We start from the raw sequence: 23,999 nt of genomic DNA on the forward strand, positions 1-23,999 counted from the left end.
ATAGACGTTTATACAAACCCCACTCGGGAATGAGTCTAAGTGTAAAAATATACTTGATGGAGGCTGAATAATGTACATTCACAAAAAAGAATTATTGTTCCCTGTCCAAGTTAAAAGCCCCAATCCAGCACATGCAGCTGCAGTACTTGAACAATTTGGCGGTGCCAACGGTGAACTGAAAGCCTGTCTTCAATACTTTGCCCAAAGCTTTAGCACTCCTGATCCGGCGATCCGAGATTTACTGATGGATATTTCTACAGAGGAAATTTCCCATCTTGAAATGGTTGGTGAGTGTATCACCCAGTTAATGGGTGGTCCTGATATGGAGCAAAAGAAGGAAGAGATGGGTGCAGATGAACGGAAGATGTCCGGTGAAGGGAATATTCTGTCTGATGCCAAGAGCCATATCAACAATATGATGCACTTCAACTTTAATTCTACTGTTCAGAAAAGCATGATTCTAGATGGTCACGGACTAGATTTTGTGGATTCTTCAGGAACTCCATTTACAGGTAATTTCATCAATAACGTTGGCGATCTCGTCGCCAATCTGCAATCAGATTTAGCGGCTGAACTCCGCGCGAAAAAAGTATATGAAGAGTTATATCGTCATGTAGACGACCCGGGGGCAAGGGAAATGTTCCAATTCCTGATTGATCGTGAAGCAGCCCATGCGGAACTTTTCGAAGAAGCGATCATCCGCGCAAAAGAATTGGAAAACAAAAAAGCCCATCAAACAGGCGACCATGTTAATATGTATTTTGACTTATCACTCGGAGGCCTGGCCAAGAATGAATTCAGTTTTGCCAAACAAGCAAAAGTATTTGAAGGCCCGGTCGAACCGAAAGAATAAATTTTATAGAACCCTCTGAATCGTTGGATTTGGAGGGTTTTTGCTTACTCTTTGGAAATTTTAGCAGTGAACCATTCATTGGGACACCGGAAGTCAGCCTTAAACATGGAATCTTCTCCTAAATAAAGGGTATTTTCATGTTCTTACAGAAGTAATTTAGTAAAACAAAGATAAAGGGAGTCAGCATGAAAAAAGGTAAATTTTTATTCCTTGTAGGATTGTTCACATACATGTCCGGCATCTATTTGTCCACAATATGGGTTGCAGCAGGCGCAGCCATAGGTATTTCAGGTGGTCTGATTATGGGAATCAGTACATATTATTTAGCAATGAAAAATTGATTTCCATCATCACAATTTCTCATAATGGTCTTTTAACACTTTAAAGAGTCTTTCGTCACCACCGCGATCGGGATGAAGGGCTTTAAGTAATTTTTTGAATTCTTTTTTGAGTGAATGAGCGCTGCTATTCTGTTTTAACCCCAGCAATTGCTCAAGCTCAGAAGTGGGCGCACCCGACGCCTCTATATGGGCATTGAGCATTTTTTTCAATGTGCGAACCTTTGATTGTTCGATATGTAATCTTGTATTTAAAAGATCAAGCTGTTCGTTCAGTTTGTAATTTTCACGACGAGACTGTTCCAATAGGTCAGTATTTTTCTTGATAACAAATTCTGCGAGATTCCTGGGATTTATTTTATCTGATTCAGCGGATAAAAATCCTGTATTGATCCAGGTTTGGACTTCCTGTTCAGTCGTTTCCATCCCATATGTAGTTAATTGTTCTGCAGCTTCTTTGATTGTCAGCATCTATTTCACTCTCTTATCTTAAAAATAATCAGACAAATCTATCATACCATTGATTTTTTTCAGAAAAAGAACAGAAGTATGACAATGTATTACATCTAATTGTTTTTAAAAAAATAAAGGGGGCCCGAGAAAGAATGACATTTAACTTATCAGAAGCAATTGAAGTACTGGAACGGACACCAAATGTATTGGAGCAATATTTAGTAGGTTTATCTGGCGATTGGCTAGAATCTAATGAAGGGGAAGGAACCTGGAATCCATCCCAGGTCATTGGCCACCTGATCGATGGTGAGAAATATAACTGGATCCCTAGATTGGAGTTAATGTTAAGCGATACAAGTGATAAAAGATTCCCCATATTTGACCGGTTTTCACATTTGCAGCAGTACAATGAATGGTCGATTGAAGAAAAGATTTGTGAATTTAGCACTTTAAGGTATGAAAGTATTGAAAAACTGAAAAAGTTGATCAAAGATGAAAGCCAGCTTGAATTGGAGGGAATCCATCCAGAGTATGGAGAAGTGAAAGCGCGCGAATTGATTTCTACATGGGCCGTTCATGATTTAACGCATATTTCCCAGATTACCAGAGTGCTGGCAAGGAGATATGAAGAGGCAGTAGGTCCATGGAAGAGTTATTTAGGGATTTTAAAAAAGTAATCATGATAATTTGCAACCCTCTTTCATACGGACTGGGTTGCTTTTTTATGACTTCTCATCCTGTTGGCGTTTAAGGAAGGAAATGTAAACATATAAACAGAATATAGAATTAAGACTATTAGATTGGCAGGTACTTTTATGCTGAAACCCTATTGGAAGTATGTGCTTTACCTCCTTGATCACAAAATGAATGTACTGGTTGAATGTTGGATTGAGGGATTATACATCCAGGGGATTACCCATGATCTATCAAAATTTTCCCCTGGAGAGTTTTTTCCTTATGCCAGGAAGTTTTTTTCTGGGAAAAACTTAAGTGAAGAAGAGGAATTAAGATGGCGGTATGCCTGGCTGAATCACCAACATAAGAACAAACATCACTGGGAATATTGGGTTGTAGATCACAATAAAAAACTGGCATTGCCAATACCCCGGAAATATTTACTGGAAATGGTCTGTGATTGGCGGTCGTTGTCAAGAAAGTGGGGAAGGAGGGTAAAGCCAGGGACCCTAGACCTTACTGAAAAGGCCATCCTTCACCCCGACACAAAGAAAGAACTTGAAACCATAATGCGTCATAAAAGGGATAGTAAAAAGACTTCTAAGCTGTAAAACGAATAACAAGTAAGAATTCCAATAGAGGTGCACAAAAATGATCCGTGAAGCTGAAGGTACTGATCAAATGCAAATTTATGGGCTATATAAAATGTTAGTGCCCAACAGTAAGAAAATGTGTGTTCTTGAAGACCAGATAGAAACTATGAAAAGGGACCGACACAACTTTTTGTTAGTATACGAGGAAGAAGGAGAAATATTAGGAACACTTACACTGAATATTTGTCTACAGGCTCTGCACGGGTTAAGGCCTTATGCAGTAGTAGCAAATATCGTTGTTCATGAGAACTGCAGGGGTCAGAAAATTGGCGAGAAACTTCTAAAATATGTGGAGAAATATTGTAGATCAATCGATTGCCATCGGATTATGCTTCTAAGTGGTTCTAAACGAGAAAAAGCCCATATTTTCTTTGAAAGAAACGGGTACAGTGGCTCAGTAAGCAGGGGATTTAAGAAATATTTATAATAGTACACCATTTGTGGGGTTTCTAACGAATAGAAGAATTTATACTACAAAGGACCTATTTATTGATATATAAAACTTCTAATCGGGTAAAATTCAGAAAATATGTTAAAATCTAAATTAGTAACAGGTCATAACATCTAGTAATTAACCAAATCGTTTTCGAAAAAATAACGGAGGGACTAAATGTTAACAAATCATTTGGATTTTAGACTCGAACCAAGGATTAGGGAATTGTATGAAGAGCACAAAATGCGGGCGGAAAAAATAGATTGGGGGTATCATGAATTTTTACCGTGGGACAAGGCGATGGACTTTAAACGGGTCCCATGGGATGAAAGCCAGGTAACGCTGCCGGCATCGGTCATTACTGCGATTGAAACTGCGCTGTTGACCGAGGTGAATTTGCCGTGGTTTACGTCCTATCTGGATCAGACTTTCAAAGGATCATTGTCGGTCATCAAGGATTTTGTCCATACCTGGACGGCGGAAGAGGATCAGCATTCAAATTTGCTAGAGACTTATCTTTTGATTACCAGGAATGTTGAGCCGATGAGGCTGCATCAGTTACATAAAATGACGCTTGAGAATGGCTGGGATCCTGATTTCCATACTCCATTTGAAACGATGGTTTACACATCGATGCAGGAGCTCGCAACAATGGTGTTTTACAATAATGTCGCTAAAGTGGCAGGAGCACATGATAGGGAATTAGCAACATTGCTGCGCAGACTTGCTAAGGATGAAACCTTGCATTATGCGTTCTACCGCGAGGTTATTAAGTATCATCTAGAACTTGAACCTAATTATTGCTACTACCTGGGGAATGTCATCATGAATTTCCAAATGCCGGGAGCTGTAATGCCTGATTTCGATAATCGGATGTCAATCATCGCGAAAGAGGCGAATTATGGACCGCTTGAATATTTCGATCAAGTCCTTGATGTGATCATCGATTACTGGGATATCGAGAATTTAAGGCCAATCGCTCCGGAGGCAGAAAAAGCAAGACTGGATATTTTGAATTATCATGCGCGTCTGAAACGAGTCCGGGATCGGTTTTATAAGAATAAGTAAAAAAATCAGCGGGGCAGCCCGCTGATTTTTCTTAGAGGAGAGATAAGTATTTATAGGCTTTTCAAATAGAGCAACTTAACTAAATTCTACAGCCGGTTTTGAGTTGCATCGGAAATTTTCCATCATCGGTTTCAGCCTGTGTTCATATTCAGTTACTGATATGAACAATTACAAACTTATAAAGCTATGCTGCCATCCGGCAATACGGCGTGCACACCTTTAACACCGTTTACTACTTGTGTAACTCGCAGATCAACTGTTACACTGGCCAACGCGAGACCTTGTGATCGTTCCATTTTGTAAAGCACACAGATTAATTCGACCATTTCGTCAAGTGCTTGAGCAGCTGCTTGATTTAAATCTTCATTAAAACCAAATGTTATCCATCCAGCAGGTGTCTTTGCCCTTGGCATTGTCAGCTGCATATCGTCTCTAACAGTTAACGTGATATCGACCAAGTCCATCGGGCACTCGATTGCTGTACCGGAAACTTCACCGTCTCCCTGTGCGGCATGGCCGTCCCCGATTGAGAATAAAGCTCCTTCAACAGAAATCGGCAGGTACAAGGTGCTGCCTCTTTTTAGCTCCTTGCAGTCGATATTCCCGCCGCAATAGCGGGGAGGAGAGGTGTGGTGCACGCCATGTTCTGCTGGTGCAACTCCCATCAAACCGATAAAAGGATTAAGCGATACATTCACTGGACGGGAACCTACTTCAGTCCTCGCAGTCATCTTATCTCGGTCTAATTCCCAGTCAAGGCGGATTTTCTCAGTTCCTGTCAAACCGACTGCGTCATTTTGCCAGGTTTTTTTGCCCCCTGCCCAGTTCGTTCCATACCAGCCTGGCACAACATCATTCAACTTCACTTCCAGCACCATTCCTGGCTTTGCTCCCTTCACTTCAATGGGTCCAACCATCGGGTGCAGAGGAGTCTCTTCATTTACAGCAGAACGGAAAAACGCTCTCTCCATTCCTTTGGATCCTGAATATCCCCATTCAATGTCGGGAGTCTGCATCCGGATTGAATCGCCGGATTGGACTGTAAGAATTGGTTTATATTTTTTACTAAAAGAACCATGCAGGTTTTCGGACTTCAGATCGATACTGTGCATCATGTTCGCCACTCCTTATGCGATTTCATTTTTTACTATCTCAGCTTTGGGCTTCCTTTTAAAAAGCCTCGGGTTCGTTCCAATATAAACTCCTGATAATACGAGAGCAGCTCCGATTGCATGAGCGGCAGAGAAATTTTCACCTAAAAACAAAGTAGCCATTATGACCGCAGATACCGGCATAACATTGATGAAAATCGATGCCTTCGCTGCGCCAACTTCTTTGATTCCGTTGTAATACATGACGAATGACACGACCGTAACCAAAACGCTCATATGGATAATCGCGGCCCAGGTTGTACTCGATGCCTGCTGTACATCCTGCCACGATGTTTCTGCCAGGGCGAAAGGCAGTAAAAAGAGCGTACCGAATGCTACTGCATAGGTAGTCGACTCCACAGAGCTGAACTTCTTCAGTACGATTTTGCCCACTACACTGTAAAGCGCCCAGCTTACAACTGCACCCATCAAAACGAAATCAATGGGCTCGAATCCAAGTTTAATTAAATTTATCAGATTTCCATCGGTAATGATGAAAAAGGCACCTGAAAGGGCAACAGCTAATCCAATCACGTTATTGCGGGTGATGGTTTCTTTTAAAAACAAAGCTGACAAAAGCACAATCAGCACCGGATTGGAAGCAATGAACAGAGAGCTTTTGATAACGGGTGCATGTTTACTGGCCAGGAAAAAAAAGATATTATACAATGCGATCCCCGTAAGGCCCAGAACGGCAAATAAGCTGATATCCTTCCAGTTCGGTTTCTGACGGTTTTTCTCCATCATGAACATGAGAGGAAATAGGAGGATGGCAGCCCCGAAAAACCGAAAAAAAGCGACAGTGGCCGGTTCGAAGCTCTGGACCGCGTATTTTCCGGCAATGAATGCACTGCCCCATGTTGACGTGGCAAAGGTCAACATGCCATATGTAAGCCATAATTTTTTGTTCATTGTAGTCCCTTCTTTAAGAGTATTTAAATAGTATTGTAGCATCTTTTTCGAAAAGCGAAATAAAAATTTAGTAAGTTTTGAAACTTTTTCTTTTATACCAGCTTAAGACAGGTTTGGCGGAAAAAGAGGAAAAGCTGTCAAAAGAAAGCCCAACTTAAGACAGGTTTGGTGCGATATGAGGAAAAGCTGTCAAAAGAAAGCCTAACTTAAGACAGGTTTGGTGCGAATAGAGGAAAAGCTGTCAGAAGTAAGTCCAACTTAAGACAAGTTTGGTGCAAATAGAGGAAAAGTTGTCAAAAGAAAGCCCAGCTTAAGACAGGTCTGGTGCGATATGAGGAAAAGCTATCAAAAGAAAGCCTAACTTAAGACAAGTTTGGTGCGAATAGAGGAAAAGCTGTCAAAAGAAAGCCTAACTTAAGACAGGTTTGGTGCGAAAAGTAGAAAAGCTGTCAAAAGAAAGCCCAACTTAAGACAGCTTTGATGAGAAAAGAGGAAAAGCTGTCAAAAGAAAGTCCAACTTCTGACAGCTTTGATCCGAATAGAGGAAAACCTGTCAAAAGTAAGCGTGAGTAAACAAAAGGGACATATGAACTCAAAGTTTGGATGGAGTCTCATTTGGAAAAGTCCTTTAATCAGACGATTACCTTCACAATTAAATAAAAGCATTACGAAACAGAGGCGCACAACCTCTGTTTTTTTATTCGATAAATAACCTGTAATCTGCAAAATTGAGGCTAAATCCGCCATGTGCTATACCCGTTGGTGTTTTATTATAGGTCCTTTTGTATTAATAAATGGGGTTTTAGAGTAAGTTTCAGAACATTTTACCCAGGGATAGATGTTTGATTTAGGGATAAATAATCATTTTTTGATCTCTTCCACTTCTAGCTGGGAGATTGCCATATGGAAATAATTAGAAAGTTATAGACCTTAACTTGTTACAAAATTGGTTTACACTCTATAGGGATTATTTTAAAAATTTCCCAATAGCAACTAAATAATCATTTTCTGAATATTCAGTTTTATACACTAAGATTCGACAAAACTACCACCCACAAAAGGCTATGGTTGATTTAGCATCTATTTTCACATAGAGTGTGCGACGAAAGGAGGGCAGGTAAGAAATTCAAAGGAAAATACTTAGGAGGTAGATGGATGAAACGTAAAAATCGCCGATTATTATCCGTACTTCTATCAACTGCACTTGTTGTACCATTGTTGCTTCAGCCACAGATCCAGACAGCTGCAGCAACAAACGGAGTCAGTGTTTCTGCAAAGGAAGCAGTCCAGACTGCAGAGCAGAAAGTGAACAAAAAGCTTTATACGCAATTTGAGAATCAAGATAAAGTTACGTTCCCGGTAAAAATGAAAGAGCAGGTGGACACGAACGCTGTCGCTAAAGAGGCTGAGAAAAAAGCCAGCCTGAATAAAGCCACACCTGCAAAAACGAAATCGATAAAGCGTTCTACGATTGTATCAGAGCTAAAAGCAAAGGCACAAGAAACACAGTTCGATCTGATCGAATTCCTTAAGGAGCAAGAAAAAAACGGCGGGGCTAAGGATATCCATTCTTACCATGTCGTGAATGCGATTGCGGTAACAGCTACGAGAGACGTAATGGATAAAGTGGCTGGTTTCACTGAGGTCGATAAAATTCTGCCAAATGAAACAAGGCAGCTGTTCATTCCGGAAAAGTCAGCAGCTGTTCAGGAACCTGCTGCTAAAACGAATTCAATTGAATGGAATATTGACCGTGTTGGAGCACCTGCAGTCTGGGAAATGGGGATTGAAGGCAGCGGAATTACCGTAGCTTCGATCGATACGGGTGTTCAATGGAATCACCCTGCATTGCAGGAGAAATACCGGGGTTTTGACTCAGCTACTGGGCAGGCGTCACATGAAAACCACTGGTTTGATGCCGTTCGCGGCCAATCTGCACCTTATGATGATCACGGTCATGGAACGCATGTGACTGGGACGATGGTGGGATCCGAGCCGGATGGATCAAATGCAATCGGAGTTGCCCCTGGCGCCAAATGGATAGCAGTTAAAGCTTTCACTGCCTCTGGCGGCACAGATGCTGATTTACTGGAAGCAGGTGAGTGGATCCTTGCTCCAAATGGGAACCCTGATTTAGCACCTGATGTTGTCAACAACTCATGGGGCGGCGGACCTGGATTGGATGAGTGGTATCGTCCAATGGTTCAAGCATGGAGAGCTGCTGAAATCTTCCCTGAATTCTCTGCCGGTAATACGACATTCAGTAATCCAGGCGGGCCAGGTTCAGTTGCGAACCCTGCCAATTATCCAGAATCAGTCGCAACAGGAGCGACAGATATCAATAATAACTTGGGAAGCTTTTCACTCTTGGGGCCGTCACCTTATGGCGAAATCAAGCCTGAACTGACTGCACCTGGTGTCAATATCCTTTCATCTGTTCCTGGAAGCGGATACGAAGGAGGATGGAACGGAACGTCAATGGCCGGACCGCATGTTTCGGCGGCTATTGCATTATTGCTGCAGGCCAATTCCAGTCTGACTGTTGATGAGTTGGAAGAGATTCTATTAACGACGGCATTGCCATTAACAGACAATGCTTATCCTGAATCACCGAATAATGGCTATGGATCAGGATTGTTGAATGTATTTGATGCAGTTTCCTCTGTTGTGTCTGGATTGGGGAAATTAAAAGGACAGGTAACAAAGGATGGAGACGACAGTGAAGCGCCGGTGTTGGAGCATTCCCAACCTGCCACGGTTTTCGCTAGAATGCCACTGACTTTAGAGGCTTCAGCTGCCGACAACATCAGTGTAACAAATGTTGAAGTGGAATATCAATTGGAGGATGGGTCCTGGACTGCTGTTTCAGCCGTACGTACTGGCGGAGACTATAAAAATGGAACGTACCAGGCCAATATCCCAGGTGAAGCGGTCTCCGGAAACGAATTCGTATATAAATGGAGAGCAGTGGACTTCGGAGGGAATGAAACGGTAAGCGAATTTACCGTGACAGTCTTGCCTGGAATCACTGTAGGCTATGAACAGAACTTCGAGAACGATGCTTCTGGCTGGACTTCTTATGGAGACGCCAACAGCTGGGAGTGGGGCACGCCGACAAGTGGTCCTGTCTCTGCTTTTTCAGGCGAGAAGGTCTATGGAACTGCCCTTGCTGGAACGTATCAAAACCGGGCGAACATGTCATTGCAAATGCAGCCAATCGATTTACCGGAAGGCAGCAGCTACCTGCAGTTCAAGCAATGGTATAACCTGGAGAGAAATTATGACTACGGCCATGTATTTGTCTCCACCGATGCTGTTAACTGGGTGCAAAAACTGCGGGTAAATAATCTTTCGAATGGCTGGATCGATGGTGAAGTCGATTTAAGTGAATATGCTGGCCAAAGGATTTATGTCGCTTTCAACGTAACAACTGATGGCAGCGTCGTCAGGGATGGGTGGTATCTGGATGATATGGTTTTATCCGATACTTCGATCGCTGAACCAGTGAAGGCAGAAACAACTGTGGATAAAGACGACACTAAAGATAGCATGAAAGAAGATGTGGATCCAAATAAAATCCAAATGTCATTGCCTAAGCAGCCTAAGGCAGACAGTTCAGCAAGTCTGATGGCATTGCCGATGCAGGCTTCAGTGACAGTTGTTGAATCAGGCCGTTCCGTAAAAACCAACCCTGCAAATGGCAGTTTCGAACTGACACATGCAGCCGGTACCTTCACGGTTGTAGCAGAAGCTTATGGTTTCCGTCCACAGACTCAAACAGTTGAAATTGAGCAGGATGGAGAGGCAACGGCAAACTTCAGTCTCGAGGAATTGCCAAAAGGCACATTAACTGGTTCGATTACGAACAAAGCCACAGGTGAACCTGTTGAGGGTGCTACCGTTTACTTGCTTGAAGATGCGAACATTGCACCAGTGGCAACAGATGAAAATGGTCAATACTCGTTGACTGCATATGAAGGGGAATACACTGTAAAAGTAATTGCTCCGCATTTTTACAGTCAAGAGGCGTCCGTGACGCTTGATGGGGATGTTGAGCAAAACTTTGAAATCAAACCGTTCATCGGTTATCCAGGCGAAATCGGATATGATGATGGCAGCGCTGAGAATGCGCGTGTATTCTATGACGCTGGCAATGGCTGGGCTGTAAAAATGTCATTGGCAGAAGGCAATGACAAAGCATTAGTTACTGGCGGACTGTTCCGTTTCTGGGATACAGAATGGCCAGTTCCAGGCGGTACGGATTTCAAAGTGGAAGTATACGATGCAAGCGGCATTGACGGTGCACCAGGAAAGAAGCTGGCGGGACCAATTGATGCCAATGCATTGAGAAACGGTGAATGGACACATGTTGATTTAAGCAGCCATGGAATCGTGGTAGAAGGAGATTTCTACCTGGTTTACATCCAGGCAGGAATCAACACAGCCTCACCAGGGCTGGCTACTGATGAAAACGGTGAAAATGCATTAAGAAGCTGGCAGATGGTGGGCGGAAGCTGGTCGCCTTCTCCAGAGGATGAAGGAAACTATATGATTCGTGCGGTGGTTGATTATGAAGTGACAGCACCAAGCATCGCTTCACCTGCAGATGGTTCTTTTACAAATGAAGCTACTGTAACAGTAGAAGGATCGGCAGCTCCAACAACCACTGTCCATATCTATAATGATGGCGAAGAGGTTGCAACCACAGCTGCAAACGATGATGGCTCTTATGCTGTTGAAGTAACCCTCAATGAAGGTATGAATGTACTGACAGCCAAAGCATCGACAGAGCAGGGAATTACTGATCCATCAGAACCAGTAACAGTGGTTTATGATCCGAATGCACCGGAATTGTCCATCTCTTCTCCTGCTGATGGAAGCAAAATCAATAAAGAAACGGTAACGGTTACCGGTACAATTGCTGATGCAAACCTTGACGCTGTCACGGTTAACGGATCGGCAGCTATGGTTGAGAACGGAACCTATTCAGCAAGGGTCATGCTGGATGAGGGGATGAACGAAATCCAAGTAATTGCGAAGGATAAAGCAGGAAACGTCACTGAAGAGTCTGTAACTGTCGACGTAAAATACACCGCTCCAGTGATTTCAGACTTGAAACCAGACCAGGATCAAACATTGAAGAAAGGGGAAAGTGTAAAAATCGAGTTCATGAGTGAAACTGACCTGGATGCAACATTTGTTATTCATATGCCATTAACGAGCAATTCTCAGATAACGAATGCGACAGAGCTTCCAATGCGTGAAGTTTCACCAGGATACTATGTAGGATACTATACAGCCACTAAGGATGTCGTCGCAGACGGGGCCGTCGTTGAGGTCAAAGCAGTAGACTCCTATGGCAACGAAGCAAGGAAAACGGCAGATGGCAAGCTTTTCATCAATGTGAAGAAAAACGGCAAAAAATAAAATCAAAGGACCTTCCGCTTTTTATGGGAAGGTCCTTTTTATGGGAGTTTAATTGCTTGCAAGGAAATTTATACAACATTTGAAAGAAGAGGATGTCATGATAGAGACTGGATCTCCGTCCATAACAATGTTGCATAAAATTAACACTGCTATTTTATTCATTGGAACAAGATGGTAACATGATAGATAAGGAGGGAGTTCATGCAATTTTTAATCCTAATTGGTTTGATCGTTACAACCATCTGGTTGATGAAATTCATTTTGAGAAAAGCGCTCAATATTCCAAAAGTTAAAAGAAAAGCATTTTCATATAACCATATAAATAAAACACATCGAAACTTAGAGTGGGTCCTCCGTATTGCGACCGTGATCGCTTATGTATATTTATTTTTTCAATTAATGTATGAAGATTTTCCAGGAAATCTTTTTCTACTAATCATGACCTTACTGTTCACTGCACAAAATTTTCTGAGGGCTTATTTCGAATGGAAAGCCTGGGAACAGCCTAAGGAATCCATCCTGTCCATTGCAGAAGGAGTTATGTTGATTGGAATCGTGCTTCTGCTGATCCAGTTTGATGTACTATATAAGCTTCCCCCAATAATTTATCGCTCATAAGGCCATTTTAATTCTTGCGTGGAAAGGAATGAACCATAATGATTAAGAATAAAAAATATTTGATCCTGGCCATGCTCTTTTTCTTTATTTCGATAGCACTGAATTTTCCGTTTCCTCATGAATATCCTGTAGGGCAGGAACGATCGTCAGCTCTTGGATTCCCCCTCACTACCATGGATGGAGTCAGTTATATTGGAGTATCTGGCCTTGTTTTATTTATCATCAGTCAGTTTTTTCTCGTGAAATCGCTCAAAATATACCATAAGCGCCTTGTTTTGATTTCTATGGTATTAGTAGTCTTCCTGCCTCTTGAAATGGTAAATGCCTATCAAAAAACGTTCGCGACAGGTATTTACGCTGTCGAGTACGAAAGAGGAGAGAGTTTTTACCGTTTTGAAATGAAAGACGATACAACATTATATGCGGTCTGCCATCTTCCATTTGAAATTACAGCAATCAAACAGTCCAATTCGACATCGAATTCTATGAAAAATACCTGTTCGAAGATGACTATCCGATTCTATCTCTCATGAATGAAGGAGGACCATACGAGGTCACACTCCATGGAAAAGAGAGACAAATGGTCAGAATAGACACTGAAATCGATTTATCCAAGTTAGGAAGAGATTCTTTGAGCGCGGAAGGCTGGGGAATCAATTTGATGATTGTGGATGGGGAGAAAGTCAGGAAGCTATGAATAAAGTCTCCTAATATTATAGAAAAATTAAAAAACCGCAGAAAAGTCTTGTTTCGAGAAGTGTGAATAACGCTTCTTTTTGCTTGATAAGGTATTTAATAGGTGTTTTCCCTTATATCTGCTTCAAGAAAAAGTCTAAGATTCTCCAAAAGTTTGTGGAGTTTTAGACAAAAATGGATATAAATAAATGACTTCGCACTGTTAATCTAAAGTTATACATACAATCTAAATTTAATTGTGCACTAGTTACCAGATTTCATGAATAACATCATGCTTCTGGTGTCAGCTTGCTCGGACCAATGTTTATCTGCATGATCTGGTTTTTCGATTCAGTGGAGGAGCTACAGCTTTCAACTTAAGTGAAAGTTGATAGAAGGAGGAGAATGAGTTGGGAAAAGTTCTTATAATAGGTGGAACTACATTTGATTCGATCATTCATCTGGATAAACTTCCAGAACCGGTGCCACAAACAATCCACTATGCCGCTTTTTCTGAGACATTAGGATCTACTGGTGCAGGCAAAGCATTGAACCTTTCAAAACTGAAGGTGCCTGTAACACTTCATTCTATAATCGGGAATGATAAATATGGGGCGAAAATCCGTAAGAAACTGGATGAGGGCGGTGTTGACTTTGTTTATGACCATGATCCTCGGGGGACTGAGAGACATATCAATTTGATGAGTCAGCAGGGAGAAAGGATATCGATATTTGTTACACAGTCTTCATCTGAATTGCATCTAAACCTGCACAGGATCGAGCAGCTAATCAAAGAGGCTGATTTGGTTGTTTTGAATATCATCGAGTACACCAAGCAGTTAATCCCGATGATAAAAAAATATAATAAGCCTGTGTGGACCGATTTACACGACTATAATCCCGGCAACCCGTATCACAAGGATTTTATCGAAATCGCTGATTATATTTTTGTCAGCTCTGACAATATGACTGATTATAAACCAATGATGGAGAAGTGGATATCCATGGGTAAAAGTCTGGTTGTCTGCACGCACGGGAAAAATGGAGTGACTGCTCTGACAAATAACCAGGAATGGATGGAAATTCCGATTATCAACGAGTATCCTTATAAAGATGCAAACGGAGCCGGCGACAGCTTCTTTTCAGGTTTCCTGTACGGTTACTTAAAAGGGAAGACAACAGAGGAATCGCTTAAGCTAGGAACGGTTTGCTCCGGGCTTTGTATTACTTCGAGGGAATTAGCTTACGAGCAATTGAATCCTCGTTTACTGGAAGAAGAGTATGAAAAATATTTCGGTTAATTAGGAGTGTTTTGTTCTTTTGAATGGGGAAAAATATCATCACCATACAAAGGAGTGATAAAATGCTTGTTAACGGAAAGATCATCTCAGGTGAATTTGATCAATCCATAAATGAATTTTCTTTGCAGCGGGTGAAAAGCTTTGAAACACAATCGATTTTCAAAGAATGCCAGATGGAGGCCGTTTATAACTATTTGAAGAAACACGAAAACGATCCTGATGGACAAATCATCACTCTATATGATCAGATGCCGGTCAGATTAACACAATCGGAGATTAGCCAATTGCTAAGTGACCTTGAAAGAGTAAAGTCGCTCTACCAATGAAAAGCAGGTCTATGAGACTTGCTTTTTTCTATTTACCCACAGTAATATCTACCATATTTCCCGAATAGATAACAAGTGAATTTGTTATTAGAATTTATGTTAAGTTAGAGAGGAAGAAGTCTTATTCATCCAAAAATAAAACCATTAGCCGGAGGGCTGATATCAGGGATCGTCCTTGGATTGTTTTTAAAACTTATCCAATCTATAACAAACCTGAAAGTGTATACCTTATTGCTGAATGTTGATTACATACCGATTCTAAAGGACATAAAATTTTCTGAAGTTGATGAGTTTGGTTTGCATATGGTGATATCAATAGGGCTGGCCTTCGCTATAAATTTTTATTTCAGCAGAAAGGAATTAGGAAAAGAAGCAATACATCGTTTTGTTACTGTAGTAAGCTTAATGGTTGGTTTGCTGCTATTTCCAACAACGCTTCTCTCTGAAAGGACACCGCCCATCACAAGTATATATGGCTTTTTATTTTGGATGGCCGGTCATTGGATTTATGGCTGGGTATTAGGGAGAGTTTTATCAATTAACTGCCGGGATTGAAAAAGAACCTGCATACGTAGTCTTGAATCACGAGGGGATTGTGTTGAAAACCTATGAGTATAATGAAATGATAAAATTTTTGAAATCGAAAATACCTTTGAATTAAATACGATGACAATAAAAAATGCCAGGAGTTTATGCTCCTGGCATTTGTTTTTCAACTTTTCCCATATGGAAGGTAAATTTATTTTTTCCTTTTCTTTTGGATGCATAAAGTGCTTCATCTGCGTAGCTAATGACTGTGAATGGATCGATATCATGCTCTGGCCAGACCGCACCCCCGGCGCTGCAGCCAACTTTCAGCTGGGTATTTGCCATATCATATGGCTTGTTGATGTTTGTGACCAACTTGTTGGCAAGGGCTCCAAGTGCTGATTCGACCGATAGATCTGGCGTGTTTAGCACGATAAGGAACTCATCGCCGCCCAGCCTGAAGATAGAATCTCTCTTCCGTATACTTTCTTGGAGTCTTTTTGCCACTTCCTGGAGCACCATGTCACCGGTTTGGTGTCCATAGGTATCATTGATTTGTTTAAATCCATCCAGATCCAAATATAAAAAAGACAGCGAGCGACCCGCAATTTGCGCTTTTTTCATGAATTGATCCAGCGCGAAACGATTGCCAAGACCGGTTAAAAGGTCCTGGTGAGCCAGGGTTTCCATTCTTCCTAAATTGGATTCACTCCTTACCAAAGATTCAACCAGTTCTCTTAGTGAACCAGAAAGGACTTCAAGGTCTTTAATTCCTTTTATATAAGGAATTGACGTTTCCTTTCCCATTCTTAGGCTGTGGGCGGCCTTCGATATTTTCCGCAAAGGATTCGAGATAAATCCAGCGACGAACCAGCCAATAATCGCAAATATAATAGCCGTGATTGTCCCAAGTTTAATGATGTAGGATTTTAAATTTTCAACAGGTGCAAAGGCATTCTCTATTGGAATGCGGACGATGACTGTCCATCCCAGTCCTGAATAATCATGGTGGCCGTCACCTACTGCAAAACCTGTAAGATACTCCTTGCCGTCAGGCCATTTTTCCACGAGCCAGCTGTTGTCACCGGTTCTTGCATTATGTACGCTTTTGATATCAAGCACGTCACCAGTCATTCCGTCAGGTCCAAGAAGCACGGTATTGTCCATGCCGCTCACCACAAATACTTCCGCTCCACTTAATTCATCTTTTAAGGGTTCGACGATGTTATCTTTTACTTGGCTCGACCATTCCCAGCTTAGATGAGCCGCGAGAACACCAGTTATATTTCCGTCTCCATCTGTTAATGGCTTGCTGATATCGACAAATTGCATGGGCTCTCCAGATGGATTTGGAAGGAGATTTGCAAGGAGGACAGCGTTATGGACATCCCCTATAAAAGTTCCTTTTCTGCCTTCCTGATAAACAGGGCGCTTTGAAATATCAGTTCCTACCAGAATTCTATCTGATGCTGCGACCACCTTTCCCGTTGAATCAGTCAGGCCAATCCATGAAAATACAGGAATACTGGTCTTTAACTGGTCCAGCAGTGTCTGTGCAGACTGTAGATCTTCCTGGGATTTTATAACCTCTATCTGGCTAAGGACCTCTACTTCACCAATCCTGGACCACATGAACGAATCTAGTTTATCTGCCATGTGATAGGCCGTATTAGACAGGCTGTTTCCTATCTCTCTTTTAATCGTTTCACCGGAATGCCTGCTGATCGTTATACTTAGCAGCATCGTTAGTGCAATGATTATGACACCAAAAAATAGAGCCATATAGGCTCGAAGGCTGAATTTCATATAAGATTGTCCCTTTCGTGCAACAAAGCTAAAAGTCTCTGCCTAGTATATCGTCTTGTTTTTTAGTTTTTTTAGAATCATTTTTCTTTCGTAAGGAACCTTTTTAATATTGCTTTTATCCCAAGCAAAAGAAAGGCTGCAAAAGTGACTTTAATTAATGAGACATGTTCACTCAAAGGAGTGTGGGTCGTGCGTTCTGAAGAAAAAATTGACCACCAGACGGGTTCGTAATAGAGAGTGGACGCTGTGATCCAAAACAAAAATAATACGAGAAAGGAAAGAATAGAAGCTTTCACCAATTCACCTTCCTAAAGGTTGATTACTTTCCTGGATGATTTCCATATAAAATCGGATAGCATTAAGATAGTTTTCAATACTGATATGCTCATTCGTACCATGCATCCTGTTGAGATCCTCTGATGTCAGCTGTACTGGCAGGAACCGAAAGGTGTTTTCGGCGATGCTGTTGTAATGCTTTGCATCGGATCCTGCGAACATCAGATAAGGAGCAATAACTGCATCGTCATATACATTCCTCGCGCTTTGCTGGATTGTTCTGAAATGCCAGCTGTCAACATCAGAAACTCCAGAAGCCTCTGAGCCTTTTATTGTCACTTTGATTTCATCGTCGCCAATCGTTTCTTCAATGTATTCCTTGACTTCCTCCAATGAATCACCAGGCATAAGGCGGAGATTAACAATCGCCGATGCCTTTTCTGGGAGGGCATTGTACTGTTCGCCAGCATTAAAAATCGTTGGAGCAATCGTTGTCCTGATCAGCGCGGCAGACGCGGGCTGCTGCAGGAGGATTTTTTCTATAACCGGTTCGAATACAAATTTATTGGCAAACACATATTTCATGCTGAAGGCCATTTCAGGTGCCACAAACTCAAAGAGATCCTCACCAGGTCCTTTCAGGTCAGCGGGGAACTGGGTTTCTTCAAGCTTGGCAACCGCACCGGCAATCCTGCCAATATTCGTCCGGTTTTTTGGCTGTGATGAATGGCCGCCGCTTCCTTCAATTGACAGCTCTGCAGTCGCGGATCCTTTTTCAGAAACACCGACAACGCCAACGGGTTGATTGACTCCCGGAACCATGTTCTCAACAATCGCTCCTCCTTCATCCAAAACAAAATCAAACTTTATGCCCCGTTTATTAAGGGTGCTTACAATCATTGCTGCACCTTCATCCCCACCGATTTCTTCATCATGGCCGAACATCAGATAGATATCGCGGGAAGGCTGATAACCTTCTTTTAGCAAGTGTTCTGCAGCTTCAAGAATTCCAATCACCCCGATTTTATCATCCAGGGTACCGCGTCCCCAGATCTTTCCGTCTGCGACAGTTCCGCTGAATGGGGGATGCTCCCAGTTATCCTCCGTGCCTTCAAGAATGGGAACGACATCGTAATGGCTTGTCAAACCAATAGGAAGTTTCGTTGAGTCTGTTCCACTCCATTTATACACAAGCGCATGACCATTCACTTTTTTAAGCTCAAGCTCTTTATGTACAATAGGAAAGCTCTCTTTTAAAAAGGTAATGAAACGATCGAATTCTGCCAGGTCCATTTTGCTGCGGTCCTGGTAGGAAATCGTCTTATATTGAATCGCCTTTGATAGGCTATTAATAGCATGGTCATCATTAATGGTGCCATTAAAATGTTTGGGTGAAGGCTGGCGAGATTCCAGTGTAAGGGCATTGAACAAGGTGATAATGATGAAAACTAGGAGCAGACTGCCAATAATCATTAAGGAAAGCTTTAGTTTTTTCATAGACTCTAGATAACCTCCATTCATTTTAAAAGGTTCTTTTCTCAAACTTTGTTGCTTAATTGACTACAAAAAAGAATTGTATGACCTATTTTTCTTCAAAAAATTGCCTCTTTTGTGAGAAAGGGGATGCAAACTTAATACCGACCAGCAAAATAGCCTTATATTACGTTAAAATTGGCGTTAGGATTATACCAATGATCTTTACGAAAACAGCCTTTTAAAAAAACCTCTGGTTTCCCAGAGGCTGTTGATTAGGCAATTTCAGGTGCTTGAGGCTGTTGTTCTGGTTCGGGCACAAAGGCCAGAATGATCATCCCAATGACAAAAAGGATGACGAGGCTGAACACTCCCATGCTCGAATTGCCAGTAAGCTGTGCTGTCAGCCCGACCATCAGCGGCCCCATGATGGAAGCGAACTTTCCGAAGATGTTATAGAATCCGAAAAATTCATTGGCATTCGCTTTTGGCACCAATTTAGCAAAATATGATCGGCTTAAAGCCTGGATACCGCCCTGGGACGTGGCAACAAGCATTGCCAGGATCCAGAAATCCGTCGTTGTTTCCAGGAAGTAAGCGTAGATACATACAAAGATATAAACCGTAATCCCTACGTAAAGCATCTTTTTGCCGGTAAAACGCTCGGATAGTTTTCCGAATAAGATGGCGAACGGCCAGGCGACTACCTGGGTAGCAAAAAGGATGATTAATAGATTGGTAGAGCTGATGCCTAGATCGGTTCCATAAGCTGTAGACATTGTGATGATTGTTCCGACCCCGTCAATGTAAAAGAAGTAAGCTAACAAGAATAAAAATAATGACCTGTACTTGCGAATTTCCTTAAAAGTTTTTCCTAAACGCCTAAAGCTTTGAAGCACTAATTGCGGCTCGCGTTCGATGTAATGCTTTTGATGTACATTTTTAAACATGGGGATGGAGAAAAGTCCCCACCAAAGTGCGGTAATAATGAAAGCTGTTTGGCTGGCTAGGGTCATTGAAATCGGCAGGACCTTTGTCTGGGCTAAAATAATGATTGCGATACTTATAATAAAAGGTATCGTACTCCCGATGTAACCCATCCCATATCCACGCGCTGAAACTCTGTCCATCCTTTCATCCTGTGTCACATCGACGATGAAGGCATCGTAGAAGACGTTGGAACCTGTCGATCCGAGCACGGCAAGGGTGTAGACGACAAGCAGCATCAGCCAGTTTCCGCTTGGCACGAAGGCAAGACCTGCTGTAAAGGTGATTCCTAACGTGAAGAATATAGTGAAAAAACGTTTTTTCATCCCTTGATAGTCAGCAATTGTTCCGAGGATTGGCCCGATCAATGCCAGAATGAAGGTGGCAATGGCAATTGTGTAACCCAGATAGGCGGTCGAATTTGACAGGCTCACACCAGCCTCGGTAGCTGAAGCTTTATAAAAGAGCGGGAATACAGCCGTCGAAATGATAATCGAATAAGCCGAGCTGGCCCAGTCATAACGAATCCAGCTGCTCTCTTCCTTCGTAAAACCCTTCATCATTTTGCCCCCAATCAGAATATATTTTTTCAGGTAAATTGATTAATACCGGCCCAACCCGTACTAAAATTGTTGCGACCCTTAGCAAATTAGCAAAAACCCAATAATAAAACCGTTGCAACCAGAAATAATTTCTTCTCAACCGTCAGTAAAACTGTCTCTCCCGGAAATAAAACCTTCCTAACGGAAAAAATCTAATTCAACTGGTAATATACTTCTATTCAACTCCTCAAAAGACCTTCTTTCCTAGTGCTAAATATCCAAAATCCCTTCGATAATGGACCCATCTGTATCACCCAGGTCGAGTCCGAGCAGGCGGGCAAAAGTCGGGCCTTCGTCTGTGAGGTGCATTGATTTGACTGAAATCCCTGGGCGAATACCTTTTCCAGCAGCGAAGAAAACGGTATGATAACCCTGTTTCTCAGGAGAATATCCATGGCAGGCAAAGGTGTACTTTTTCGACCTGGCATCCTGTTCGGTCACATCCTCGATGTAATCACCGTCAATAGCCTCGCTAAAATAAAATCCTCTGGCAGCTTCAAGCATCCTGAAGGCAGAGCCATCAGCTCCTTTTGCGTTTGCCTCAACACTCGTGATGGCTGCTTCTATTCCATTGCCAGCATCCTGTAAAAGTTCTGCCAAAATATCCGTTACTGCGTTTTTGGAAGCATCATCGTTCTGATCTTTTACATATACATAGGCCGAGCCGTCACAACTCTTGCAATAGGCTTTCCAGTCGGTCACTTTACCTGAAGCATTGGTTTGGATAAGTCCTCGGTCTCTAAATAATACGTTCAATTTGACTACTTTAGACTCATCAAGTGCACTGTGGTCCCCAAGTATGGCCACGGTGGAGTTTTCCGCTATTCCAGCCTCTTTGAGGGCATTCATAATACGGCCGAGTCTCTCATCATGGCGGTGAAGGGCGGCCATAGCTTCTTCTGATGAAAAACCGTAGATATGACGCTGGTAATCGAGATCGACAAAATGGATCAGCATCAGGGCCGGCTTCCTCGTTTTGATTGTTTCAACAGTTGCTTCCAGAACGAAATCATCAAGCTCAGGCTGGCTCAGGCCATTTCTGATATGGCCGAATTTGGAGTTCATTTCTAGCTGGTAACGAGGACTTCCATTGGAAAGAGACACAGGAATCTGATGATGCCATGGACGGTTGGCGAAAATCTCAGGCATGTTGTAGTCAATATCCGCTTTTGCCGTTACTGGCCATAATAATGCTGCTGTTTTCATGCCCGCCTTTTTCGCCTCATCATAAAGGGTTGTCCCCTTTACATGACGCCGGTGCCAGTACCAGTCAGGTGATATTTTGCCAGGCTGGATGAATGTATTGTTGACAATACCGTGCCGATTCGGGAAGTTCCCGGTCACGATCGTCGCATGGCATGGGTAGGTTACAGAAGGGTAAATGGTTTCCACTTGTGTACAGAAAGAACTATTTTCAATAAATGCCTTAAAATTTGGCAGTTCTCTTAGCAAAGGGACATCATGCTCAGAGAGACAGTCAAAAGAAATGACGATTAAGTGGTCTGTCAGTTTTGTCATGTCAGCCTCCAAAAGGTTTATATACTAAATATAGCAGAATAATTTGGGAAAAATAATCAGGTTTGCCATTTTTCGATGGAAGGAATTACTGATCTATTCCAGAAGTAATTAAGTATCCAAGATAACTGGAGGAAGATGAGGATGGAATTAATCGACAAAGCCTTGCAAATTGCTTCTTTGGCACATGAGGGGCAATATCGCAAAAATACAAAAATACCCTATATTGCTCACCCGGCAGCAGTGGGCATGATTTTACAAAAAGCAGGATACCGCGATGAAATGGTAGCCGCTGGTGTTTTGCATGACACGGTAGAAGATACGGATTTAACTTTGGCGGATATTGAACGTGATTTTGGAAAGGCAGTCGCCAAGATCGTTGAAGGTTGCTCAGAGCCCGACAAGTCTTTATCCTGGGAAGAACGGAAGGAGCAAACTATTGAATATTTAAGAACTGCACCTGAAGAAATCAGGATTGTCGCCTGTGCGGATAAATTGCATAATGTCAGGTCCATCCGCCAGGACATTGAACATTCCGGCGAAGAAGTATGGACCAGGTTCAAACGTGGGAAAGAGCAACAGGAATGGTATTATAAAAATGTGCTGAAAAGCCTTGGTTATACCTCAAAGTTTGCTCTGTTGGCAGAACTTGAAAAGGAAATAAACCTTTTATTTTTACGCGTATGATGCTTGCTAACAGAGTACGCTGGATTTGTCAGGGGCAAAAACAAGACGTCAGGAGTGTGAATCATGGAGACAACCCTCATTTATAAAGACGGTTCTTCCAATAAATTTTGGAATATAAATGTGGCAGGAAAGAGTTATACAATTACGTACGGTAAAATAGGAACTGTAGGTGCTGTTAAAGTAAAAAGTTTTCATTCAGAGGAAGCCTGCCAACAAGAAGCTGAGAAAATGATAAAATCTAAAATGAGAAAAGGGTACATTCCGGCCAATGCAGTCGATCAAGTCATGAAGGATGGCTCAATGTCTGATCCCGTTTTCTGGGAACTTATTCAGACTGCAAAACATAAAGGTGAAGACGCTGAGGAACAGATTGAATGGCTGGTAAACCATCTTGCAAAGAAGCCAGTTAAGGACATTGTGATGTTCGATTACATTTTCAATCAGAACTATCAGAAGTCATATACCTCTGACTTGTGGGCAGCAGCCTATATCATTATGGGAGGGGCATCGGATGATTCCTTTGATTATTTTAGAGCCTGGCTGCTATTCCAGGGCAAAGAGGCTTACGAAACAGTCATAAATAATCTGAAAAAATCATACCCCATCTTGAAGAAGAAGAGGATGTCCCCCAATTAGAGGACTTGTTGAGTGCCGCAAGTATTGCGTATGAAAAGAAGACAGGCTTGGACTACGATGAATATTATGATCTATATGAAAAACTGACTGGAGATAATACCATTCCTCCTGATATGGAATTCGACTGGGATGAGGATGATGAAGAAGGTTTGAAAAAGAAGTTTCCTGCCTTATGGGATAGGTATGGAGATAATCCAATAGAGTATTAATATTTAAAGGGGGACTGGTTTTGAATTCACCAATTTACAATAAAGTTAACAATGTTTTTATCCACGTGAGCAACCTGGGAAAATCTGCTGAATGGTATTCAAACCTTCTGGGGATACCATTTAATCCGGAAAAGGTGGAATCACCAGTTTATAATATTCCTGTTACATCAGAAACAGGATTAACCCTCGATGATCACACCTTCGACCCTGGCTTTGAACTGAAGCCTTCTAATCATGTTCTATTTAATTTCCTTGCAGAAGATGTTGATGAAGCCTATACCTTTCTAAAATCTAATGGTATATCAATTACTAAAGAAATTGAGAGAATCGGCGATTTTGCCTATTTCAATTTCAAAGATCCTGATGGCAATGTATTGATGATTTGTAACTGCTAATC

Annotated in this window: 22 protein-coding genes and 1 pseudogene; 16 read left to right on the top strand and 7 right to left on the bottom strand. The window is 42.0% G+C overall.

The window, feature by feature from the left end; genetic code table 11:
• The first annotated feature begins 70 nt into the window (after positions 1–70).
• Together J7E35_RS20710 and J7E35_RS20715 are read left to right on the top strand one after the other, a co-directional pair.
• The gene (locus tag J7E35_RS20710) at positions 71–853 is read left to right on the top strand and encodes a manganese catalase family protein (RefSeq protein ID WP_214783433.1); all 783 of its coding nucleotides are present in this window, start codon (positions 71–73) and stop codon (positions 851–853) included.
• A gap of 185 nt (positions 854–1,038) precedes the next feature.
• A complete protein-coding gene (locus J7E35_RS20715; RefSeq protein WP_214783436.1) occupies positions 1,039–1,194 on the top strand; it encodes a hypothetical protein in 156 nt (51 codons plus the stop codon).
• 9 nt (positions 1,195–1,203) lie between these two features.
• Here the strand turns inward: J7E35_RS20715 and J7E35_RS20720 are convergent, their stop codons facing one another.
• Positions 1,204–1,662, bottom strand: a complete 459-nt coding sequence (locus J7E35_RS20720) for a hypothetical protein (RefSeq protein ID WP_214783439.1) — start codon at positions 1,660–1,662, stop codon at positions 1,204–1,206.
• Positions 1,663–1,796: 134 nt separating this feature from the next.
• On the opposite strand from J7E35_RS20720, the gene J7E35_RS20725 reads away from it, so the two are divergent.
• The 4 genes from J7E35_RS20725 (at position 1,797) to J7E35_RS20740 (ending at position 4,473) form a co-directional block, all read left to right on the top strand.
• Positions 1,797–2,321: a DinB family protein gene (locus J7E35_RS20725; protein WP_214783442.1), complete on the top strand. Its 525-nt coding sequence runs from the start codon at positions 1,797–1,799 to the stop codon at positions 2,319–2,321.
• 138 nt (positions 2,322–2,459) lie between these two features.
• Positions 2,460–2,930, top strand: a complete 471-nt coding sequence (locus J7E35_RS20730; protein ID WP_214783445.1) for a DUF5662 family protein — start codon at positions 2,460–2,462, stop codon at positions 2,928–2,930.
• A 40-nt stretch (positions 2,931–2,970) separates the two neighbouring features.
• Positions 2,971–3,399 (top strand): GNAT family N-acetyltransferase, encoded by a 429-nt coding sequence (locus J7E35_RS20735; RefSeq protein WP_214783448.1) that lies wholly within the window; start codon positions 2,971–2,973, stop codon positions 3,397–3,399.
• 183 nt (positions 3,400–3,582) lie between these two features.
• Positions 3,583–4,473, top strand: coding sequence for an acyl-ACP desaturase (locus tag J7E35_RS20740; RefSeq protein ID WP_214736285.1), 891 nt, complete (start codon positions 3,583–3,585; stop codon positions 4,471–4,473).
• Between the two features lie 176 nt (positions 4,474–4,649).
• Here J7E35_RS20740 and J7E35_RS20745 read toward each other — a convergent pair whose 3' ends face one another.
• Both J7E35_RS20745 and J7E35_RS20750 read right to left on the bottom strand, forming a co-directional pair.
• Positions 4,650–5,588 (bottom strand): acetamidase/formamidase family protein, encoded by a 939-nt coding sequence (locus J7E35_RS20745; RefSeq protein WP_214783451.1) that lies wholly within the window; start codon positions 5,586–5,588, stop codon positions 4,650–4,652.
• A gap of 12 nt (positions 5,589–5,600) precedes the next feature.
• Positions 5,601–6,536 carry a DMT family transporter gene (locus tag J7E35_RS20750; RefSeq protein ID WP_251041130.1) on the bottom strand — a complete coding sequence of 312 codons (936 nt, stop codon included), beginning with the start codon at positions 6,534–6,536 and terminating at the stop codon, positions 5,601–5,603.
• A 1,155-nt stretch (positions 6,537–7,691) separates the two neighbouring features.
• Between J7E35_RS20750 and J7E35_RS20755 the strand changes: the two genes are divergently transcribed.
• The 7 genes from J7E35_RS20755 to J7E35_RS20785 all read left to right on the top strand — a co-directional run bounded on the left by J7E35_RS20755 (position 7,692) and on the right by J7E35_RS20785 (position 15,438).
• Positions 7,692–11,963: a S8 family peptidase gene (locus J7E35_RS20755; protein WP_214783453.1), complete on the top strand. Its 4,272-nt coding sequence runs from the start codon at positions 7,692–7,694 to the stop codon at positions 11,961–11,963.
• A gap of 201 nt (positions 11,964–12,164) precedes the next feature.
• Positions 12,165–12,581, top strand: coding sequence for a DUF4181 domain-containing protein (locus tag J7E35_RS20760; protein WP_214783456.1), 417 nt, complete (start codon positions 12,165–12,167; stop codon positions 12,579–12,581).
• 38 nt (positions 12,582–12,619) lie between these two features.
• Positions 12,620–13,114, top strand: coding sequence for a hypothetical protein (locus J7E35_RS20765; RefSeq protein WP_214783459.1), 495 nt, complete (start codon positions 12,620–12,622; stop codon positions 13,112–13,114).
• Entirely contained in the window at positions 13,111–13,278 is a 168-nt protein-coding gene (locus J7E35_RS20770) for a hypothetical protein (RefSeq protein ID WP_214783462.1), read from the top strand. Before J7E35_RS20765 ends, J7E35_RS20770 begins: the two co-directional genes overlap by 4 nt.
• Before the next feature lie 388 nt (positions 13,279–13,666).
• Positions 13,667–14,557: a carbohydrate kinase family protein gene (locus J7E35_RS20775; RefSeq protein WP_214783465.1), complete on the top strand. Its 891-nt coding sequence runs from the start codon at positions 13,667–13,669 to the stop codon at positions 14,555–14,557.
• Positions 14,558–14,580: 23 nt separating this feature from the next.
• A complete protein-coding gene (locus tag J7E35_RS20780) occupies positions 14,581–14,883 on the top strand; it encodes a hypothetical protein (protein WP_251041132.1) in 303 nt (100 codons plus the stop codon).
• Between the two features lie 180 nt (positions 14,884–15,063).
• The gene (locus J7E35_RS20785) at positions 15,064–15,438 is read left to right on the top strand and encodes a hypothetical protein (RefSeq protein ID WP_251041134.1); all 375 of its coding nucleotides are present in this window, start codon (positions 15,064–15,066) and stop codon (positions 15,436–15,438) included.
• 135 nt (positions 15,439–15,573) lie between these two features.
• Here the strand turns inward: J7E35_RS20785 and J7E35_RS20790 are convergent, their stop codons facing one another.
• From J7E35_RS20790 to J7E35_RS20805, 4 genes are all read right to left on the bottom strand, one after another.
• Positions 15,574–17,154 (bottom strand): sensor domain-containing diguanylate cyclase, encoded by a 1,581-nt coding sequence (locus J7E35_RS20790; protein WP_251041135.1) that lies wholly within the window; start codon positions 17,152–17,154, stop codon positions 15,574–15,576.
• Positions 17,155–17,517: 363 nt separating this feature from the next.
• Positions 17,518–18,990 (bottom strand): M20 family peptidase, encoded by a 1,473-nt coding sequence (locus J7E35_RS20795; protein WP_214783471.1) that lies wholly within the window; start codon positions 18,988–18,990, stop codon positions 17,518–17,520.
• Between the two features lie 251 nt (positions 18,991–19,241).
• A complete protein-coding gene (locus J7E35_RS20800; RefSeq protein ID WP_251009814.1) occupies positions 19,242–20,516 on the bottom strand; it encodes an MFS transporter in 1,275 nt (424 codons plus the stop codon).
• A 249-nt stretch (positions 20,517–20,765) separates the two neighbouring features.
• Complete coding sequence (locus J7E35_RS20805; protein ID WP_214783479.1) at positions 20,766–22,073, bottom strand: alkaline phosphatase family protein; 1,308 nt, start codon at positions 22,071–22,073, stop codon at positions 20,766–20,768.
• 141 nt (positions 22,074–22,214) lie between these two features.
• On the opposite strand from J7E35_RS20805, the gene J7E35_RS20810 reads away from it, so the two are divergent.
• The 3 genes and pseudogenes from J7E35_RS20810 (at position 22,215) to J7E35_RS20820 (ending at position 23,997) form a co-directional block, all read left to right on the top strand.
• Positions 22,215–22,757: an HD domain-containing protein gene (locus tag J7E35_RS20810; protein ID WP_214783482.1), complete on the top strand. Its 543-nt coding sequence runs from the start codon at positions 22,215–22,217 to the stop codon at positions 22,755–22,757.
• A gap of 63 nt (positions 22,758–22,820) precedes the next feature.
• Positions 22,821–23,602 (top strand): annotated as a pseudogene (locus J7E35_RS20815) (DUF4240 domain-containing protein).
• A 20-nt stretch (positions 23,603–23,622) separates the two neighbouring features.
• Positions 23,623–23,997 (top strand): VOC family protein, encoded by a 375-nt coding sequence (locus J7E35_RS20820; protein WP_251041137.1) that lies wholly within the window; start codon positions 23,623–23,625, stop codon positions 23,995–23,997.
• The last annotated feature ends 2 nt before the right edge of the window (positions 23,998–23,999 follow it).

Source organism: Bacillus sp. ISL-45, from assembly GCF_018613195.1.
Classification (GTDB): Bacteria; Bacillota; Bacilli; order Bacillales; family Cytobacillaceae; genus Mesobacillus.

Excerpts from the sequence above, each read along its gene's own strand:
- J7E35_RS20710 (WP_214783433.1), top strand. The coding sequence starts at position 71 with ATGTACATTCACAAAAAAGAATTATTGTTCCCTGTCCAAGTTAAAAGC.
- J7E35_RS20745 (WP_214783451.1), bottom strand. The coding sequence starts at position 5,588 with ATGATGCACAGTATCGATCTGAAGTCCGAAAACCTGCATGGTTCTTTT.
- J7E35_RS20720 (WP_214783439.1), bottom strand. The coding sequence starts at position 1,662 with ATGCTGACAATCAAAGAAGCTGCAGAACAATTAACTACATATGGGATG.
- J7E35_RS20790 (WP_251041135.1), bottom strand. The coding sequence starts at position 17,154 with ATGCTGCTAAGTATAACGATCAGCAGGCATTCCGGTGAAACGATTAAA.
- J7E35_RS20760 (WP_214783456.1), top strand. The coding sequence starts at position 12,165 with ATGCAATTTTTAATCCTAATTGGTTTGATCGTTACAACCATCTGGTTG.
- J7E35_RS20770 (WP_214783462.1), top strand. The coding sequence starts at position 13,111 with ATGAATGAAGGAGGACCATACGAGGTCACACTCCATGGAAAAGAGAGA.
- J7E35_RS20715 (WP_214783436.1), top strand. The coding sequence starts at position 1,039 with ATGAAAAAAGGTAAATTTTTATTCCTTGTAGGATTGTTCACATACATG.
- J7E35_RS20765 (WP_214783459.1), top strand. The coding sequence starts at position 12,620 with ATGATTAAGAATAAAAAATATTTGATCCTGGCCATGCTCTTTTTCTTT.
- J7E35_RS20795 (WP_214783471.1), bottom strand. The coding sequence starts at position 18,990 with ATGAAAAAACTAAAGCTTTCCTTAATGATTATTGGCAGTCTGCTCCTA.
- J7E35_RS20735 (WP_214783448.1), top strand. The coding sequence starts at position 2,971 with ATGATCCGTGAAGCTGAAGGTACTGATCAAATGCAAATTTATGGGCTA.
- J7E35_RS20800 (WP_251009814.1), bottom strand. The coding sequence starts at position 20,516 with ATGATGAAGGGTTTTACGAAGGAAGAGAGCAGCTGGATTCGTTATGAC.
- J7E35_RS20730 (WP_214783445.1), top strand. The coding sequence starts at position 2,460 with ATGCTGAAACCCTATTGGAAGTATGTGCTTTACCTCCTTGATCACAAA.
- J7E35_RS20755 (WP_214783453.1), top strand. The coding sequence starts at position 7,692 with ATGAAACGTAAAAATCGCCGATTATTATCCGTACTTCTATCAACTGCA.
- J7E35_RS20810 (WP_214783482.1), top strand. The coding sequence starts at position 22,215 with ATGGAATTAATCGACAAAGCCTTGCAAATTGCTTCTTTGGCACATGAG.
- J7E35_RS20805 (WP_214783479.1), bottom strand. The coding sequence starts at position 22,073 with ATGACAAAACTGACAGACCACTTAATCGTCATTTCTTTTGACTGTCTC.
- J7E35_RS20740 (WP_214736285.1), top strand. The coding sequence starts at position 3,583 with ATGTTAACAAATCATTTGGATTTTAGACTCGAACCAAGGATTAGGGAA.
- J7E35_RS20780 (WP_251041132.1), top strand. The coding sequence starts at position 14,581 with ATGGGGAAAAATATCATCACCATACAAAGGAGTGATAAAATGCTTGTT.
- J7E35_RS20725 (WP_214783442.1), top strand. The coding sequence starts at position 1,797 with ATGACATTTAACTTATCAGAAGCAATTGAAGTACTGGAACGGACACCA.
- J7E35_RS20750 (WP_251041130.1), bottom strand. The coding sequence starts at position 6,536 with ATGAACAAAAAATTATGGCTTACATATGGCATGTTGACCTTTGCCACG.